The organism is Caldibacillus thermoamylovorans (assembly GCF_000751775.1).
In the GTDB taxonomy this organism is placed as follows: Bacteria; Bacillota; Bacilli; order Bacillales; family Caldibacillaceae; genus Caldifermentibacillus; species Caldifermentibacillus hisashii.
The window spans coordinates 18,291-34,470 of record NZ_CCRF01000088.1 but is presented as its reverse complement, the minus strand read 5'-3'; the positions used below and the strand labels follow the sequence as shown (position 1 = coordinate 34,470).

The window sequence follows — 16,180 nt, the reverse complement described above, 5'->3', positions numbered from 1 at the left end:
TAAAAACTAAGAATTGGTTTAATTGCTATAAAATGGTATGTAAAATTATAAACAATCGAAAGCGGAGAAGCGGGAGTTGGTATATTTATTTACGCACAGAAATGACGACGAGAACGTTTCGTCGCCAAAAAGTGGAGGTTCCGGTGCAAAAAAGGCGACGAGAATGAGTGTCGTCGCCAAAAAATAGCGTTTCCGGTCCCAAAAAGGCGACGAGAAAGGGTCTCGTCGCCAAAAAAGTGAGTTTTCCGTCCAAAAGCGACGACGAGAAAGGGTGTCGTCGCCAAAAAAGTGGGTTTTCCGTCCAAAAACGACGACGAGAATGAGTCTCGTCGCCAAAAAGTGGAGATTTCCGCACAAAAAAGACGACGAGAAAGAGTTTCGTCGCCAAAAAAAAGCGTTTCCGGCCCCAAAATGACGACGAGAAAGAGTTTCGTCGCCAAAAAAAGGAGATTTCCGCACAAAAATGACGACGAGAACGAGTTTCGTCGCCAAAAAATGGAGTTTCCGGCCCCAAAAAGACGATGAGAAGGGGTTTCGTCGCCAAAAAATGGAGTTTCCCGGCCAAAAGTGACGACGAGAAGTGATCTCGTCGCCAAAAAATAGCATTTCCAGCCTAAAAATGACGACGAGAACGAGTATCGTCGCCAAAAAATGGAGTTTCCCGCCCAAAAGTGACGACGAGAAGTGATCTCGTCGCCAAAAAAGTGAGTTTTCCGCCTCAAAATGACGACAAGAAAGAGTTTCGTCGCCAAAAAGTGGAGTTTCCGGCCCCAAAAAGACGATGAGAAGGAGTTTCGACGCCAAAAAATAGCATTTCCAGCCTAAAAATGACGACGAGAACGAGTTTCGTCGCCAAAAAATGGAGTTTCCCGCCCAAAAGTGACGACGAGAAGTGATCTCGTCGCCAAAAAAGTGTGTTTTCCGCCTCAAAATGACGACGAGAAAGAGTTTCGTCGCCAAAAAGTAGAGGTTTCCGGCACAAAACGACGATGAGAAAGGGTCTCGTCGCCAAAAAGTAGAGTTTTCCGCCACAAAATGACGACGAGAACGAGTATCGTCGCCAAAAAATGGAGTTTCCCGCCCAAAAGTGACGACGAGAAGTGATCTCGTCGCCAAAAAATAGCATTTTCGGTCTCAAAACGACGACGAGAACGAGTCTCGTCGCCAAAAAGTGGAGATTTCCGCACAAAAACGACGACGAGAACGGGTCTCGTCGCCAAAAAGTGGAGTTTCCGGCACAAAAATGACGACGAGAACGGGTCTCGTCGCCAAAAAGTGGAGATTTCCGCACAAAAAAGACGACGAGAACGAGTCTCGTCGCCAAAAAGTAGCATTTCCCGCCTCAAAATGACGACGAGAACGAGTTTCGTCGCCAAAAAGTGGAGATTTCCGCACAAAAAAGACGACGAGAACGAGTTTCGTCGCCAAAAAATAGCATTTCCAGCCTAAAAATGACGACGAGAACGGCCCCCTTCCCCAAAAGCAATAAATTTTCTCCTAACCCAAAGACAGTTTTTTCACTGGTCTCGGTTTCCTCCATCAACTTGTCTGTATTTCTTCTTGCTGATCGAGCCCCTTTAAATATTCCAGTTTCTGTTGGGTTTGCGGTTTGCCGACTTGTTCATCAGCATGATAAGAGGTGCGGACAAATGGGCCGGATTCACAATGTTTGAATCCTTTCGCCAATGCAATTTCTTTCAATTCGGCAAATTCATCCGGATGATAGTAACGCTCAACTCTTAAATGCTTTTTCGTCGGTTGCATATATTGCCCGATTGTCATAATATCCACATGATGAGCTAGCAAATCGTCCATTGTTTCAAGAATCTCATCTTTTGTCTCCCCTAGTCCGACCATAATGCTTGATTTTGTCGGAGTTTCAGGACTGATTTCTTTTACCCGTTTCAATAATTCAAGGGAGCGGTCATATTTGGCAATGGCACGAACTCTCGGGGTCAAGCGGCGAACAGTTTCCACATTATGGTCAAAAATATCCGGCTTACTGTCCATCAATGTTCGTAAGCTTTCATAATCGCCTTTCATATCAGATGGCAAAATTTCAATCGTTGTACCCGGACTTTTCCGGCGAATGGCGCGAACCGTTTCCGCAAACACAGCTGCACCGCCGTCATTTAAATCATCGCGGGCTACCGATGTGACAACGACATGCTTTAATCCCATGACGCTCACCGAATCAGCTACTCGCTCAGGTTCCGCCAAATCCAGTTCTGTCGGTCGGCCGGTAGCGACTGCACAAAAACGACAGCCGCGCGTACAAACATTTCCTAAAATCATGAATGTAGCTGTGCCTCGTTCACTCCAGCATTCATAAATATTCGGGCATCTGGCTTCTTCACAAACCGTATTTAATCGATTGCCTTTAACCAAATTTTTAATATTACCGTAAGATTGCGTCGTATTCAATTTGATTTTCAGCCATTCCGGTTTCCGTATGTATTCAGTTTCCTGTGCCAATGGTTTCACGCTCCTTGGTCGTATAATAATTCCACAAATCTGTCGCATATTTGCTCTGAGCTAACTTCTGAATTTCCTCCCACTGGTCATCCGTTAATGTCAACGGAGAAAGGTGAATTCCGAGCCCGGTCTCAAAACCTTTTTTGAAAGCTGCCACCATCGTCTCATATGTCAAAGTTTTATTTATTACATCTTTGATAGAGGTAGCCTTAGCAGCAAACTTTTCCTTCCGTCTTTTCCGCATCTCATCCGAGGAAAAAGCAAACAAATCAAAAAGCATATCAGTATCAAGACTCATTGGTAAAGACCCATGCTGCATAAGAACACCGCTCTTCCTCGTTTGTGCATTTCCGCAAATTTTCTTTCCATCGACAATCATTTCATAAAAAGAGGGCTTTTCAAAACAGATGGCCGAACGTTCTTGGTCAATTTCTCGTTTGGGAATCGCAAATTCTGCCGGAACTCCTAAATTCCTATATCCTTCCAAAATGCCTTGGGATAAAACATAATACGCCTTCGTGACCGATTTCGGGATACCCGGATCACGTTCAGAAATCACAAGACTATACGTTAATTCATCATCGTGAAGCACTGCACTTCCACCGGTTAAACGCCGGACAAATTCACAGTCATATTTTTTTACCGCATCAAAATTTATAGTTTTTGCCCGCTGAAAATAACCAATGGACAAAGTCGGTTTATTCCACCCGTAAAATCTGAGTGTCGGTGGAATGTTCCCTTGACTGTACCAATTCAACAAACATTCGTCAAACGCCATATTGACAGCCGCACTTAGATGACCGGTGTCAATAAAGGCCCACTCGGTTTGCAATAAAGATTCCTCCAATCGGGAATGTCACAAATATCCATTTAATCCCAAATTTTAGTATTCCCTATTATTTTAGTATAATTTATTTAAAATGTATATAATTAATCACCAATTATGAATCGTTTATGGAATCTTTGAATTTTAGAACGACAATCAAGCGTTTTTCCAATTAGCACTTGCAATAGGTGGATTGCATTATGTTTTCGCCGATCATTTATTTTTAAAAACGCCAAGATTCCCAATCCGCTGTACAGCTTCAAATAATCGGGATTCATCCATTAATAAACCGACCCGGATGAACCCCTCTCCGTACTTGCCAAAACCATTACCGGGTGCAACCGCCACATCAGCTGCATCCAACAAATAATCAGCAAACGATTGACTGGTAAACCCATCCGGTACCGGAAGCCATGCGAAAAATGATCCTTTTGGGGCAGTAACATCCCAGCCGATTTGTTTGCATGCATCAACAAAAGCATTGCGCCTAGATTCATAGCGAGCAACTAACTCTTTTACACATGTTTGATCCCCGCTTAATGCGGCAATGGCTGCTTTTTGCACTGCGGGAAAAAGGCTGACATAAAGATGATCCTGAATCAAGTTTATTGCTTCGATAATGGTCGGGTTACCAACTGCGAATCCGACGCGCCAGCCGGCCATATTATAAGTTTTGGACAAAGTATACATTTCCACACCAATATCCTTTGCGCCATCCGCTTGCAAGAAACTAACCGGTTTTTTTCCGTCGAACCCAATGGCACCATAAGCGAAATCATGCATGACCGTTATCTCATGTTTTTTTGCCAATTTCACAGTTTGATTGAAAAAGCCAAGATTCGCAACAGCTCCGGTCGGATTGTTCGGGTAATTTAAGTAGAGCAGTTTTGCCGCATCCAATACATCACTGGAAATGGCATTATAATCCGGTAAAAAGTGATTTTCCGCCTTCAATGGAAATAGCTCATATTCTACGCCTGCCAACACAACTCCCGATAAATAATCAGGATAGCCCGGGTCCGGTAAAAGCATGAGGTCGCCCGGGTTAAGTAAGCACATGGGAAGCTCGACCAAACCCGCTTTTGCGCCAAAAAGAATGGCCACTTCACGCACCGGATCCACATCTACATCGTATTCTTTTTTGTAAAAATCACACACCGCTTCCTTTAATTCGAGAAGTCCGCGGAATGGTGAATATTTGTGCGTATTTGGATCTTCAACCGCTTTTTGTAATGCTTGAACGATATGTTTCGGTGTCGGTTGATCCGGATTCCCTTGGCCGAGGTTAATGACATCACGACCATCCTCAATGGCTTTATTCACCTTTCCGACCAAGTTTGCAAAGAATTGGGTCGGTAAACTCTTTAGCTTTTCTGAGTAGTCCATTTTATCTCACCTTTTGTATGGAAAATTGGTTTACATAATAAAGTTTATTTTAAAAAAACGAACAAAATTGGTGTTATACATGAAAATCGTTAGCATTATCCATCCAATGAATAATTGAATATGTTTGCAATTTTAACACTAATTTTATAATCTAAAAATATATATGTCTAGTGGGTGATGATAATGAAAATGGCAATTGTACAGATGGATATTGCTTTTGGTGAACCGGAAAAAAATTTTTTGCAAGTAGACAGTTTTATTTCACAAGCGGCCAAGCAAGATGCCGATGTGATTGTTTTTCCGGAAATGTGGAATACGGGATATGCGTTGAAAGACCTCGAAAAGTTGGCAGATAAAAATGGAGAGCAGACAAAAAATATGCTTAGCCGACTTGCAAAACAACACGCTATACATGTTGTCGGCGGTTCTGTTGCAACAAAAAAAGCTCAAGGGTTCTTCAACACGATGTATGTGGCAAACAGGAATGGGGACATTGTCGCAGAATATGATAAAGCCCATTTATTTCCGTTAATGGATGAACCTGTTTATATGCAGGCCGGGCAAGCGAAAAATATTTTTAAGCTGGATCATGTGGAATGTGGTGGTGTCATTTGTTTTGATTTACGTTTCCCAGAATGGATTCGGGCACATGTGCTTGATGGAGCGAAAATAATGTTTATCCCGGCTGAATGGCCGAAACAACGGATGGATCATTGGGAAATCTTGTTGCAGGCCCGTGCAATTGAAAATCAATGTTTCGTAGTTGCAGCCAATCGGGTAGGAAGTGATCCGGATAATGAATACAATGGGCATTCGATGATTATTTCACCGTGGGGAGAAGTTTATTTAAGCAGTGAAGAAGGAGAAGGCATCTTTTATGCAGATATCCCGCTAGACGAGGTTGATCGTGTTCGGAACACCATTCCGATTTTTCATGCACGCCGGCCGGAATTATATTAAAAATTACTTTTGTCATAGTTCCTGTTTGAAAACTATTTTTTGGAAAATTAATTTTGATTATAATATTGACAGACTTAGTAACAATCATTAAAATAAAATTTATAAAAATTATATACGGAAAACATTTATCTTATCACGAGTGACTGAGGGACAGGCCCTATGAAGTCACAGCAACCCCCTGAAAAGGGAAGGTGCTAACTCCTGCAGATTGGTTCGCCATCTGAGAGATAAGAGTTTGAGATCAATAGATGTCAATGCTCCTTTCAGACGAGAGGGGCATTTTTTGTTGGTGGCATTTTGTGCGTAATGGTGAACACATTGCCGGAGATTCATATAGTAGGATTTTCATGGACATGAGAGAGGGGTAACCATGATTGATATAAAGAATTTAACAAAAACATATTTTTCAAAAGATCGTGAAGTAAAAGCAGTCGATAATGTTTCTATCACTATTCACGATGAAGAAATATTTGGTATCGTGGGCTATTCGGGAGCGGGAAAAAGTTCATTATTGCGTTGTATCAATTTACTGGAACGACCGACTTCCGGAAAAATTACGGTTGATGGGGTGGATTTAACCAAGCTGGATAGCAAAAGGTTACGTCAAGCACGTTTAAAAATTGGAATGATTTTCCAACACTTTAACTTGGTGAGTCAAAAAACAGTGGCAGAAAATATTGCTTTTGCATTAAAAGCATCGAAAACACCGAAAAACAAAATTGAGAAACGGGTGGCTGAGCTGCTCGACATGGTCGGTCTAGCGGACAAAAAAGATGTTTATCCCGGGCAACTTAGCGGCGGGCAAAAACAGCGGGTCGGAATTGCCAGAGCTTTAGCGAATAATCCAAAAGTCCTGCTATGTGATGAAGCAACATCGGCATTGGATCCAACGACAACAAAATCAATTTTAAATTTGCTTAAAAAAATTAATAAAGAGTTAAACATTACCATCATCATCATTACTCATGAAATGGATGTCGTCAAAGAAATCTGTCATCGTATGGCAATTATGGAGAATGGTAGAATCGTAGAACAGGGGAATGTGTATGATATTTTTGCTTCCCCGAAAGAACAGCTGACGAAGGAATTTATTCAAAGTGTCGTATCCTTTGATTTACCGAAAGCAACTTTACGATTGGTGAAAGGAACCTTAGTGAAGTTGCTGTTTAGGGGTGAGGTTGCCGGTGAAGGGGTGGTATCGGAAACATTAAAGAAGTTTCAAATTAACGGAAATTTTCTACATGGTTCCATTGAATACATCCAGGAACGGCCACTGGGAATTTTTATTATGGAACTTACCGGCGATCAAGAAGAAATAAATAAAGCGATTCACTATATTGAACATCGAAACGCGGAAGTGGAGGTGCTGAACAATGGAATTTGATGTTGCCCATTTAGTTGAAATGCTGCCGGAAATACAGACTTCATTTTTACAAACATTGTACATGGTGGGAATTTCCTTACTAGTCTCCTTGTTGATTGGATTGCCATTAGGGTTCTTACTTTTTGTAACGGACAAAGGTTTATTTTGGCAAAACCGGGTAATTAACTTAGTAATCGGATTTATTGTGAACGTCATCCGTTCGATCCCATTTATTATATTACTAGTTGCCTTAATCCCGTTAACCATTTTCCTTGTAGGGACAACGATTGGACCTACAGCAGCAAGTGTCTCTTTGTCGGTTGCGGCCATTCCGTTTTTTGCCCGGCTTGTGGAAAGTGCGTTGCGGGAAATTGATTACGGGGTGATTGAAGCAGCCATTGCAGCCGGTGGAACCCCTTGGATGATTATTAAGGATGTTCTTTTACCGGAAGCAAAATCCGGAATCATTTCCAGTGTAACGATTACAATTATTAGTCTGGTCGGAACTTCGGCTATGGCCGGTACAGTTGGAGGCGGCGGAATCGGTGACTTGGCAATCCGCTTTGGTTATTACCGTTACGACGACACCATCATGTTCACAACCGTTATTATCCTCATTATACTTGTCCAAATCATTCAAGTGATCGGGGATTTGTTGGCAAGAGCTGTTAATAAAAACAAATAAGACTAAGGTAACATGCTGCTTAATAATCTTGCAGTTATATAAAAAATATGATGGAGGAAATAAAATGAAAAAAATAAAATCGATTCTAATTGTTTTATCTTCAATCTTCTTACTTGCTGCTTGCGGAAACAGTGGGAGCAAAGAATCATCAGGAAGTAAGGAACATGCAGAAAAGAAAGAAATAAAAATCGGTGCAACAGCCGGTCCATATGCAGACATGGTGAAAAAAGCAATTAAACCCGAATTGGAAGAAAAAGGATATAAGGTGGAACTTGTTGAATTCAGTGATTACATTCAACCAAATATCGCCTTGAATCAAGGAAGTATTGATGCTAATCTATTCCAACACACGATCTATCTGGAAAACTTTGAAAAGGAAAACAATATGGACTTATCTGCCTTAATCACAGTTCCAACAGCACCGATGGGCGTTTATTCAAACGTATTTCATTCTATTGATGAAGTAAAAAACAAAGCGACTGTTGCGATTCCGAATGATCCGACAAATGCGGCCAGAGCATTTAATACACTCCGGGATGCGGGCTTACTAGAAATTAGTAAAGATGCGGATCCATTAACTGTCTCTGAAAAGGACGTTACCAGCAATCCAAAAAATCTGGTATTCCAACCGCTTGAAGCAGGACAACTCCCTCGTGCTGTTGAAAGTGCAGATTTATCAACAGTTCCAGGAAATTTTGCGATTGCAGCAGGGATGAATTTATTAGACGCACTTACATTAGAAAATATGGATGATAAATATCGAAATGTCGTTGCAGTCAAAGCTGAAAATGAAAATAGTCAATTCGCCAAAGATATCATTGAAGTTGTTCAATCGGATGATTTTGAAAAAGTTATCGATTCAGAGTTTAAAGGCTTTGGAAAACCGACTTGGATGGAAAAATAAACCGTTATCGAATGAAAGGGGGCGAATTAAGCTGCCCCTTTTCCATGAACAATTATAAAAACCGGGACAATGATGTTAAAGGTTGATAAAAAGAACCATTCCAAGGTCGATTAGCTACCATATGTTGTTTTGTGTGAGGGAACGGCTAAACGTCCCTTTTCTTTATGAATTATGCAGATGATGCCTACAGTTGTTCAAGCAAAAACCTGGTTGCTAATGTAACACAGTTGACCTTAACAAAATCTTCCGCCATCTGACACTACAGTTGTTCCAGTAAAACCTGATTGCTAATGCAACTCCTTGCTTCTGGTTATGCTTTGGTCGCTTGTTAACACGGTATTTTGCACGGAATGAGGGTCAACATACTCCACTTTATAGCCAATTATGGCAAAAATAATGCCAATAATTGGTACTGTGTAGTTCAGCACCGCATATGGAATATAATCAAACGGGTTAACCATTAACGTTGATGCAATAAACACGCCGCATGTATTCCAAGGAACGAGCGGGGATGTTAGGGTCCCTGCATCTTCCAAAGCTCTTGACAAATTTTTCGATTTTAAATGATATTTTTTAAAGGCGGCAGGAAACATCCTTCCCGGTAATAGGATAGAGATATATTGTTCGGCACAAACCACATTGGTGAAAAAAGATGAGAATTCTGTTATAGGAATTAAACTTTTAGCCGATTTAGCAACCTTCATGATTTTATTTAAAATAACCTCCAGCATACCTGTAGACTCCATGATTCCTGCGAATGACATTGCCACAATCGTTAATGACACGGTGTACATCATATCTTCAATTCCGCCGCGATTGAACAATTCATCCACCAACTTATTTCCGGTTTCAATGCTATAGCCGTCTGTCAGGGCTATTATTGCATTGGAAACCTGATCTCCTTGAACAAAAACTTGGCAAAACCAACCTAAAAAGGCACCCGTTAATAAGGCTGGCAACGCAGGAACTTTTTTTGCCACCATGAGAATAATAATAACGGGTACAAGCAAAAGCCAAGGTGAAATGACGAAAGCTTGATCCATTACTGTTAAAATTTCATCAATATTGGTTCCGTTCATGTCATGTTGACCAATATTTCTTCCTAATATGTAGTAAACAATAAGGGCAATAATTAATCCGGGGATGGTTGTGTATATCATATGTTTTATATGTTCAAATAAATCCGTTTCCGTAATCCCGGACGCTAGATTTGTCGTATCCGATAATGGTGACATTTTATCACCAAAATAAGCACCGGAAATGATTGCACCGGCTACGATAGGGGCGGATATTCCCATGCTGAGACCGATGCCCATGCCGGCAACACCGATCGTTCCCATTGTTGACCAAGAGCTGCCGATGGACAAAGAGACAACACAACATAGAATACAAATACTTACTAGAAATAAGGAAGGGGAAACTAATTTGAGCCCATAATAAATCATGGTGGCAATAATTCCGCCGCCAATCCATGAACTTATGATTAAGCCAACTGTCATGATAATTAAAATGGCCGGTAGTGCAAGACGGATTGCATCATAAATCCCTTTTTCAATCGTCATCCAATCGTAACCATATTTCCAAGCAATAAGCCCTCCGACAACAGCCCCGATAATTAGCGGTACATGAACACCACCTTCAAAAACAATAACCACCAAAGCCATTGAGGATATCATAAAAAGTAATGGTAGTATGGCAGCAAAAAAAGGAATCGCTTTCAATTGTTTATTATCTTTCATATGCTTTCCTCCCGTCTCAAAATATAACAACTTTCACCCATTCAAAAGTGGGCTTTCTCGTTGGGAAAAACTGTAATCCCCTTTCATTATACCAAGGATTTTGAAATAAAAATCAACTAAGACGCACAAAAATTTGTGAAATTGGGAAATCAAAATTCGACTGTACAAGTAAAAAAAGTTATGCTATAATCATTTTCGTAATTAAACAAGCCAACGGGAAGTAGCTCAGCTTGGTAGAGCACTACGTTCGGGACGTAGGGGTCGCAGGTTCAAATCCTGTCTTCCCGATAAATGAAAAAACATTGGTACAAAGCGATTCTTGGACATTCAAGAGTCGCTTTTTTCGTGAAACAAAACTTAAAAATTTGTTGTTTCACAGGCATTTTACAGGGAAAATAAAAAAATCTTTTTTCATATTTGTAAAATCCATTTATTTCACCGCACATAGGTAATTCGTGAACATGAATATTAAGTTGTTCAGCGATTTTTCATACGAATTATTCATTTTGTAATTTTTTATTAGCTGATTTACCTGTCCAAAATAAAAGACATATTATCAACCCATACATGTTTACGGATCCATGTCAAAAAAAGAATACCAACGAAGATTAATAAAGAAACATTAAACAAAGTATATATTTTATGGTATACTTTTATTGAAAGTAGGGGAATAACCCCCACTTTCAATTTTCTGTTTTCTAGTCGTAATCTTTCGGCTTCAAGTTTCGATTTCGTACCTTCGTACCAGACTTTACGAATCGTAACTTTGCCGGTGATTACGGCTATTATTTTTTACAGTATGACCATTCTCCACTTCCTTTCTGTATTTAATTACAATACACCTAAATGTAATATACCAACTTTTTTTGTAAATTTTTTTGGTACAAATAAAAAAGAGAGGAATTATTTCACCTCTTTGAAAAGTAATACGACAAGGACACTTTAGTTGCCGAAAACCTGCTGACCAATTTTTAGTTTTTCCACGCCCAAAACTGTATTCTTCCTCCGTTAATCTCGTTTTAGTTTGAAGATTTCCAACTCATTTTGGGATGTTTTATGATAAGTGAAGTCAACGGTAGCCTTGATATCGGATATCTCTTCCTTTACAAAATTAAGTTCTCCATGCAACTTATGAACATCAATGGAAAGGGCATCCAGTTTGGCGTCGGTTTCATCCTGACGGTCACGAATAGCGCGAACGATTTGATTTGTTTCTGTCAATTGCGTTTGCATAAGCTTTTGTGATTCAATTGTTTCTGTCAATTGCGTTTGCATAAGCTTTTGTGATTCAATTGTTTCTGTCAATTGCGTTTGCATAAGCTTTTGCAATTCAATTGTTTCTGTCAATTGCGTTTGCATAAGCTTTTGTGATTCATTTGTTTCAGCTAATTGTACTTGCATAAGTTTTTGCATTTCCTTCGTATATTTTACTTCCTCTTCAATGCTGTCGATTCGTTTATTCACACTTTTTAATTCTTCAAGGATTTGTTCAAGTATTTTTTCATTCATTTATAAACCATCTCCTTTTCATTAATTACGCAAACACAATCCGTCTCCGTATGATTCATTATCTTCATCAAGAACCACTTTTGCCTATTCATCGTGTGTTGAAATTATTTGCTATTTCTAGTTGTTGAATACTCATTCCTCGCTTATCACTCGTATTTTCCCCATATCCATGGCAACTTTCCTCTAGAGCATTATTAATTAAATACTAATTTCTTTTAAAATAGAAATCAATAAAAAACCTAAAAAAAGTGTCGACTGTCTAAAATGGAAAATTTCTAACAAGACAAGTAGCCTTCCCATGTTTGAGAGTAAATCGTTTTGCAATTTTCTTCGGTTTCATTTATAATAAATAATAGATTATGAAATTTATATCTTCAAGCAATTCTAAAAATCTTATATCGTAAGTGGGTAACATCTTTCGGTTTCGTAGTACTAGACAGCTGTCAATGACTATCTTAACTGTTTCGATGTTCTTTTTTTACTCTAAATTCAATATAACGCATTGGAGGGATATTGTATGAAAAAGAGGGCATTAGTTTATTGTGAACATCAATTCGGATCAATGGATGGTAAGACAGCAAACGGTTTAGTAAGGGAATCAGGAATTTATGAAATTATGGGCGTCATTGACAGTTCAAAGGCCGGTCTTGATGCAGGTGAAGTGTTGGACCAAAAAAAGAATGGCATCCCAATTTTTGAAAATTTATCCCACGCACTTAATCAACTTGGTGAAAAGCCGAAATACTTTATTTTTGGGATTGCACCGGCTGACGCATTTTTAAAAAAGCATGAGCGTGATGTGATTATTCAAGCGATCAAAGCGGGTATGAACATTATTAATCCGCTGCAGGAGTTTTTGACGGACGATCAAGAACTGATGGAATACGCAAAAACATATGGGGTAGAAATTAAGGATATTCGGAAACCAAAACCGAAAAAGGAATGGAAAATTTTTTCAGGGCGAATTTTACATATCGATACGCCGATTATTACTGTACTTGGAACAGACGGTGCATGCGGCAAACGGACAACAGCGGTTGCTTTGGAAAAGGAACTGCAAAAACAAGGGTTTAAAACGGCTTTTATTGCAACGGGACAAACCGGTCTTATTCAAGGTGCCAAATATGGTTTTGCCATGGATGCGTTTCCTCTCCAATATATGATTGGTGAACTGGAGAGCGAAATTGTTCGGGCGAATGAAACCGAACACCCCGATATTATTATTGTTGAAGGTCAAGGAGCGTTAAGTCACCCTGCTTATGCCAGTTCTGCAGGGATTTTAAAAGGCGCCAGACCTCAAGCGGTTATTTTGCAACATGCACCGAAGCGAAAAGTGCTAGGGGACTTTCCTTTCTTCCCGGTTCCATCAGTTGAAAGTGAAATTCAGCTCATTGAACATTACGGAAAAACAAAAGTAATCGGTATTACACTCAATCATGAGGGAATGAACGATTTGGAAATTGAAAAGACGATTAAGGAGTACGAACTGAAGTATCAATTGCCGACAACGGATATTCTAAAGCAAGGAGCAGGAAAAATAATTGACCAAATCATTCAATTTTTCCCGTCATTGCAAGGGAAAAAGCTAAAGGGTGCATGATCTTATTTATGGCACCCTTTAAATATGAATAATCGATCGGTAAGTTCTTAGAACATTATACGAAGATTCGTTAACGCTCGGTACGGTTGTATCCCACCTTAACGGGGAGTAAATATGCAACTTTTTTGGAAAGTTTCGTCAAAACAAGCCCTATAGCCGCTATAAACGACAATTTTTGGTGAAGACCCCGCAAAAATCGTTACATTTGTTGAAAAAGCCCTCGTGCAAAAGTAGTCTGGCAGTTAAAGGCACACTTTAAAATTCCGATTTTTAGGTGCTAGTCTTTTTAGTTTTCGCCACAAAAAACCCATTTTTCTCAAACGTGTCTTATAAAAATTTTTCCATAAATCCTTTTTGCGTAGTAGTCTTTTATATATTTTATAAATTTGCTATAATTTTACTATTATATAAAAGAGGGGTTTACTTGCTAATGTTAAGGAGGTTTTATTATAAAAGTTAATGCATCAACAAAGTTCACTTGTTAATGAGCTTTTTGATTGTTAATTAAATACATACATTATCCGTAAACAAATAGGAAGGAAGAGTAAACTTATGAATCGGACAATTGGATTTATCGGTAGTGGTAATATTGCTAAAGCGATGATTGGTGGAATGATTAAGACAAAAAAAATTGACCCTAAACAAATCATTGTTTCTAACAGGTCGTTATCTAGTCTTCAGGAGATAGAACAAACTTACGGAATTCTTACAACGAGACAGAATGTGGAAGTTGCGAGAAATGCAGATTTTCTCTTTTTAACGACTACGTCAGGAATGTATGGAACGGTAATTGAAGAGATTCGTGATGTTATTCGAGAAAATACGATTCTTATCCTTGTGGCAGTCGGTGAAACAATTGAAAAAAATGAAAAACGGTTAAATCGAGCCATTAAAATCATAAAAGCAATGCCAAACACACCATCCTTGGTGGGGCAAGGGATTACCGGAATCGCCGTAAACGACCTCGTAACTCCGGAAGATTTGGAGGAAATTAAAGCACTATTCGAATGTTTCGGCCGTGTGGAGTTTGTCGATGAGTCTATCATGGATGTTGTTACCGCAATTGGTGGTTCATCACCGGCTTTTACATATATGTATATTGAAGCATTGGCAGATGGGGCGGTTATGTATGGTATGTCTCGCAAACAAGCGTATGTGTTTGCCGCACAGGCTGTTTTGGGTGCAGCAAAAATGTTACTTGAAACCGGGATGCATCCGGGTACATTAAAGGATAGTGTATGCTCACCCGGAGGAACAACCATTGAATCTGTCGCTCTCCTGGAAGACAAAGGATTTCGTTCGGCTGTTATTGAAGCCATTAAAGCGAACATGGAAAAGGCAAAGAAGATTCACGGGTAACACCAATTTTTGACAGTTTTTAGCACAGGAAACAATTTTGTGCTTTTCGCCTCACCACTAGGTTGAAAAATGGAGAAAGGGAACTTAGCTTTTAAATCTGCATGCTTAGTGACATACAAAAGATGATAAGTAAAAGAAAAGCGTAGAGGGGGACTCTGCGCTTTTCTTACAGGACTTTGGATTAGTTTTATTGTCCAGCTCCGAGCACCAGCAACTAGCAAACTTTGTTAAGCGGGGACTCTGCGCTTTTCTTATAATCCATACGTCTTGATGATGGCTTGAAATAATATATTTACACCAATCAGCAAAGCTTCTTCATTCAAGTTCATTAACGGGTGATGTAATCCGGGCCTTAAATCACAACCTAAACCCAGCATCGTTGCTTTCAAAGTTGGCTTTTTGATTGAATAAAAATGAAAATCGTCTCCACCCGGTGTAAGGATGGAAGGCTTCATATTACTTTCACCAATCGTTTCAATGATCGCTTTTTTCATAATTGAAATGGCTGTATCATTCAAAACTGCCGCAGGAACGTAATCTTCGTGCGTTAGTTCAATGGTGATTCCATATAAGTTTGCAATCGTTGACAATATTTCCCGAACTTTTTTATCTAAAGTAGTCATCAGTTCATTATTCTGTGCGCGAAGGTCCAATCCAAATGAAGCGTTCCCGGGAATAATATTTAAACTTTTCCCCCCGGCCTGAAACTTTGTCATTTTTACTGAGTGTGGGACGGTGGGGTCTAAATGAATCTGGTTAAGTAGATTGACGATTTGTGCGCCAACTTCTATCGCGTTTAAGTTTAAATGCGGTCTTGCCCCGTGAGCGTCTTCTCCTTTAATAACCCCTTCATAATTTTTTGCCGCGCCATGAATAATGACAGGGGCGGCAACTCCCATAGGTGTTTCATGATAAGGTCTTACATGGATCCCATATAAATAATCGAGATTGTCAATGACATGGTTTTGGACCATCATTAATGCACCATCACCTGTTTCCTCTGCAGGTTGAAAAATAAATTTGATAGCAACTTTGTCATGCAATAACTTCTCTTCAGCCAGTTTCCACAATACACCGAGGATAATTGCAGTATGGGCATCATGTCCGCAAGAGTGATTTGGTTTAAATTTCCCCTCTACTTCCTGCCATAAAGCATCAATATCTGCACGGAGTCCAACAACCGGGCGCTTCCCATCAAAATTCCCGAATTCTCCAATCACACCGGTATAATTTTTAAACGTTATAACTTTTGAACAGTATTCCTTCAATTTTTCTTTTATGTAGGCAGTAGTCTTAAATTCATGCCAGCTAATTTCGGGATGGTTATGCAAGTATCGATAGGTATTGATTACGTTTTGTTCAATTGCTCGCATT

15 protein-coding genes, 1 tRNA gene and 1 riboswitch are annotated in these 16,180 nt (G+C 39.6%); of the genes, 7 read left to right on the top strand and 9 right to left on the bottom strand.

Annotated features, from left to right (window positions below; translation table 11 throughout):
* Positions 1–45: 45 nt before the first annotated feature.
* The 6 genes from BT1A1_RS18855 to BT1A1_RS14930 all read right to left on the bottom strand — a co-directional run bounded on the left by BT1A1_RS18855 (position 46) and on the right by BT1A1_RS14930 (position 4,687).
* Entirely contained in the window at positions 46–960 is a 915-nt protein-coding gene (locus tag BT1A1_RS18855; protein WP_156103269.1) for a hypothetical protein, read from the bottom strand.
* The gene (locus tag BT1A1_RS18850) at positions 927–1,376 is read right to left on the bottom strand and encodes a hypothetical protein (RefSeq protein WP_156103268.1); all 450 of its coding nucleotides are present in this window, start codon (positions 1,374–1,376) and stop codon (positions 927–929) included. Before BT1A1_RS18850 ends, BT1A1_RS18855 begins: the two co-directional genes overlap by 34 nt.
* Positions 1,343–1,486 carry a hypothetical protein gene (locus BT1A1_RS18845; RefSeq protein ID WP_156103267.1) on the bottom strand — a complete coding sequence of 48 codons (144 nt, stop codon included), beginning with the start codon at positions 1,484–1,486 and terminating at the stop codon, positions 1,343–1,345. The genes BT1A1_RS18850 and BT1A1_RS18845 overlap by 34 nt, the downstream gene beginning before the upstream one ends.
* 53 nt (positions 1,487–1,539) lie before the next feature.
* Entirely contained in the window at positions 1,540–2,475 is a 936-nt protein-coding gene (lipA, locus tag BT1A1_RS14940; RefSeq protein WP_034772732.1) for a lipoyl synthase, read from the bottom strand.
* Positions 2,459–3,253 carry a lipoate--protein ligase family protein gene (locus tag BT1A1_RS14935; RefSeq protein ID WP_043988065.1) on the bottom strand — a complete coding sequence of 265 codons (795 nt, stop codon included), beginning with the start codon at positions 3,251–3,253 and terminating at the stop codon, positions 2,459–2,461. Before BT1A1_RS14935 ends, lipA begins: the two co-directional genes overlap by 17 nt.
* A gap of 261 nt (positions 3,254–3,514) precedes the next feature.
* A complete protein-coding gene (locus tag BT1A1_RS14930) occupies positions 3,515–4,687 on the bottom strand; it encodes a pyridoxal phosphate-dependent aminotransferase (RefSeq protein WP_034772728.1) in 1,173 nt (390 codons plus the stop codon).
* Positions 4,688–4,870: 183 nt separating this feature from the next.
* Between BT1A1_RS14930 and BT1A1_RS14925 the strand changes: the two genes are divergently transcribed.
* The 4 genes from BT1A1_RS14925 to BT1A1_RS14910 all read left to right on the top strand — a co-directional run bounded on the left by BT1A1_RS14925 (position 4,871) and on the right by BT1A1_RS14910 (position 8,599).
* Positions 4,871–5,647, top strand: a complete 777-nt coding sequence (locus BT1A1_RS14925) for a carbon-nitrogen family hydrolase (protein WP_034772725.1) — start codon at positions 4,871–4,873, stop codon at positions 5,645–5,647.
* Between the two features lie 127 nt (positions 5,648–5,774).
* Positions 5,775–5,881: riboswitch (SAM riboswitch) on the top strand.
* Between the two features lie 136 nt (positions 5,882–6,017).
* Positions 6,018–7,031 (top strand): methionine ABC transporter ATP-binding protein, encoded by a 1,014-nt coding sequence (locus tag BT1A1_RS14920; RefSeq protein ID WP_034772724.1) that lies wholly within the window; start codon positions 6,018–6,020, stop codon positions 7,029–7,031.
* Positions 7,021–7,695 (top strand): methionine ABC transporter permease, encoded by a 675-nt coding sequence (locus BT1A1_RS14915; protein WP_034772722.1) that lies wholly within the window; start codon positions 7,021–7,023, stop codon positions 7,693–7,695. The genes BT1A1_RS14920 and BT1A1_RS14915 overlap by 11 nt, the downstream gene beginning before the upstream one ends.
* 64 nt (positions 7,696–7,759) lie before the next feature.
* A complete protein-coding gene (locus BT1A1_RS14910) occupies positions 7,760–8,599 on the top strand; it encodes a MetQ/NlpA family ABC transporter substrate-binding protein (protein WP_034772720.1) in 840 nt (279 codons plus the stop codon).
* A gap of 287 nt (positions 8,600–8,886) precedes the next feature.
* Here BT1A1_RS14910 and nhaC read toward each other — a convergent pair whose 3' ends face one another.
* Positions 8,887–10,338 carry a Na+/H+ antiporter NhaC gene (gene nhaC / locus BT1A1_RS14905; RefSeq protein WP_034772714.1) on the bottom strand — a complete coding sequence of 484 codons (1,452 nt, stop codon included), beginning with the start codon at positions 10,336–10,338 and terminating at the stop codon, positions 8,887–8,889.
* Positions 10,339–10,552: 214 nt separating this feature from the next.
* Here nhaC and BT1A1_RS14900 point away from each other — a divergent pair.
* Positions 10,553–10,626, top strand: a tRNA-Pro gene (locus BT1A1_RS14900).
* A 720-nt stretch (positions 10,627–11,346) separates the two neighbouring features.
* Here the strand turns inward: BT1A1_RS14900 and BT1A1_RS14895 are convergent.
* Positions 11,347–11,847 (bottom strand): hypothetical protein, encoded by a 501-nt coding sequence (locus BT1A1_RS14895; protein ID WP_034772706.1) that lies wholly within the window; start codon positions 11,845–11,847, stop codon positions 11,347–11,349.
* A 517-nt stretch (positions 11,848–12,364) separates the two neighbouring features.
* On the opposite strand from BT1A1_RS14895, the gene BT1A1_RS14890 reads away from it, so the two are divergent.
* Together BT1A1_RS14890 and proC are read left to right on the top strand one after the other, a co-directional pair.
* The gene (locus BT1A1_RS14890; protein WP_034772703.1) at positions 12,365–13,447 is read left to right on the top strand and encodes an N-acetyltransferase DgcN family protein; all 1,083 of its coding nucleotides are present in this window, start codon (positions 12,365–12,367) and stop codon (positions 13,445–13,447) included.
* Between the two features lie 552 nt (positions 13,448–13,999).
* Positions 14,000–14,806 (top strand): pyrroline-5-carboxylate reductase, encoded by an 807-nt coding sequence (proC, locus tag BT1A1_RS14885; protein ID WP_034772700.1) that lies wholly within the window; start codon positions 14,000–14,002, stop codon positions 14,804–14,806.
* 251 nt (positions 14,807–15,057) lie between these two features.
* Here proC and BT1A1_RS14880 read toward each other — a convergent pair whose 3' ends face one another.
* Positions 15,058–16,179 carry a M20 peptidase aminoacylase family protein gene (locus tag BT1A1_RS14880; protein WP_034772699.1) on the bottom strand — a complete coding sequence of 374 codons (1,122 nt, stop codon included), beginning with the start codon at positions 16,177–16,179 and terminating at the stop codon, positions 15,058–15,060.
* Position 16,180 lies beyond the last annotated feature (1 nt).

Bases quoted from the DNA above. Each gene is read 5' to 3' on its own strand.
- BT1A1_RS14895 (WP_034772706.1), bottom strand. From the start codon at position 11,847: ATGAATGAAAAAATACTTGAACAAATCCTTGAAGAATTAAAAAGTGTG.
- BT1A1_RS14925 (WP_034772725.1), top strand. From the start codon at position 4,871: ATGAAAATGGCAATTGTACAGATGGATATTGCTTTTGGTGAACCGGAA.
- BT1A1_RS14935 (WP_043988065.1), bottom strand. From the start codon at position 3,253: ATGGCGTTTGACGAATGTTTGTTGAATTGGTACAGTCAAGGGAACATT.
- proC (WP_034772700.1), top strand. From the start codon at position 14,000: ATGAATCGGACAATTGGATTTATCGGTAGTGGTAATATTGCTAAAGCG.
- BT1A1_RS14920 (WP_034772724.1), top strand. From the start codon at position 6,018: ATGATTGATATAAAGAATTTAACAAAAACATATTTTTCAAAAGATCGT.
- BT1A1_RS14890 (WP_034772703.1), top strand. From the start codon at position 12,365: ATGAAAAAGAGGGCATTAGTTTATTGTGAACATCAATTCGGATCAATG.
- nhaC (WP_034772714.1), bottom strand. From the start codon at position 10,338: ATGAAAGATAATAAACAATTGAAAGCGATTCCTTTTTTTGCTGCCATA.
- BT1A1_RS14915 (WP_034772722.1), top strand. From the start codon at position 7,021: ATGGAATTTGATGTTGCCCATTTAGTTGAAATGCTGCCGGAAATACAG.
- BT1A1_RS14910 (WP_034772720.1), top strand. From the start codon at position 7,760: ATGAAAAAAATAAAATCGATTCTAATTGTTTTATCTTCAATCTTCTTA.
- BT1A1_RS14930 (WP_034772728.1), bottom strand. From the start codon at position 4,687: ATGGACTACTCAGAAAAGCTAAAGAGTTTACCGACCCAATTCTTTGCA.
- BT1A1_RS14880 (WP_034772699.1), bottom strand. From the start codon at position 16,179: ATGCGAGCAATTGAACAAAACGTAATCAATACCTATCGATACTTGCAT.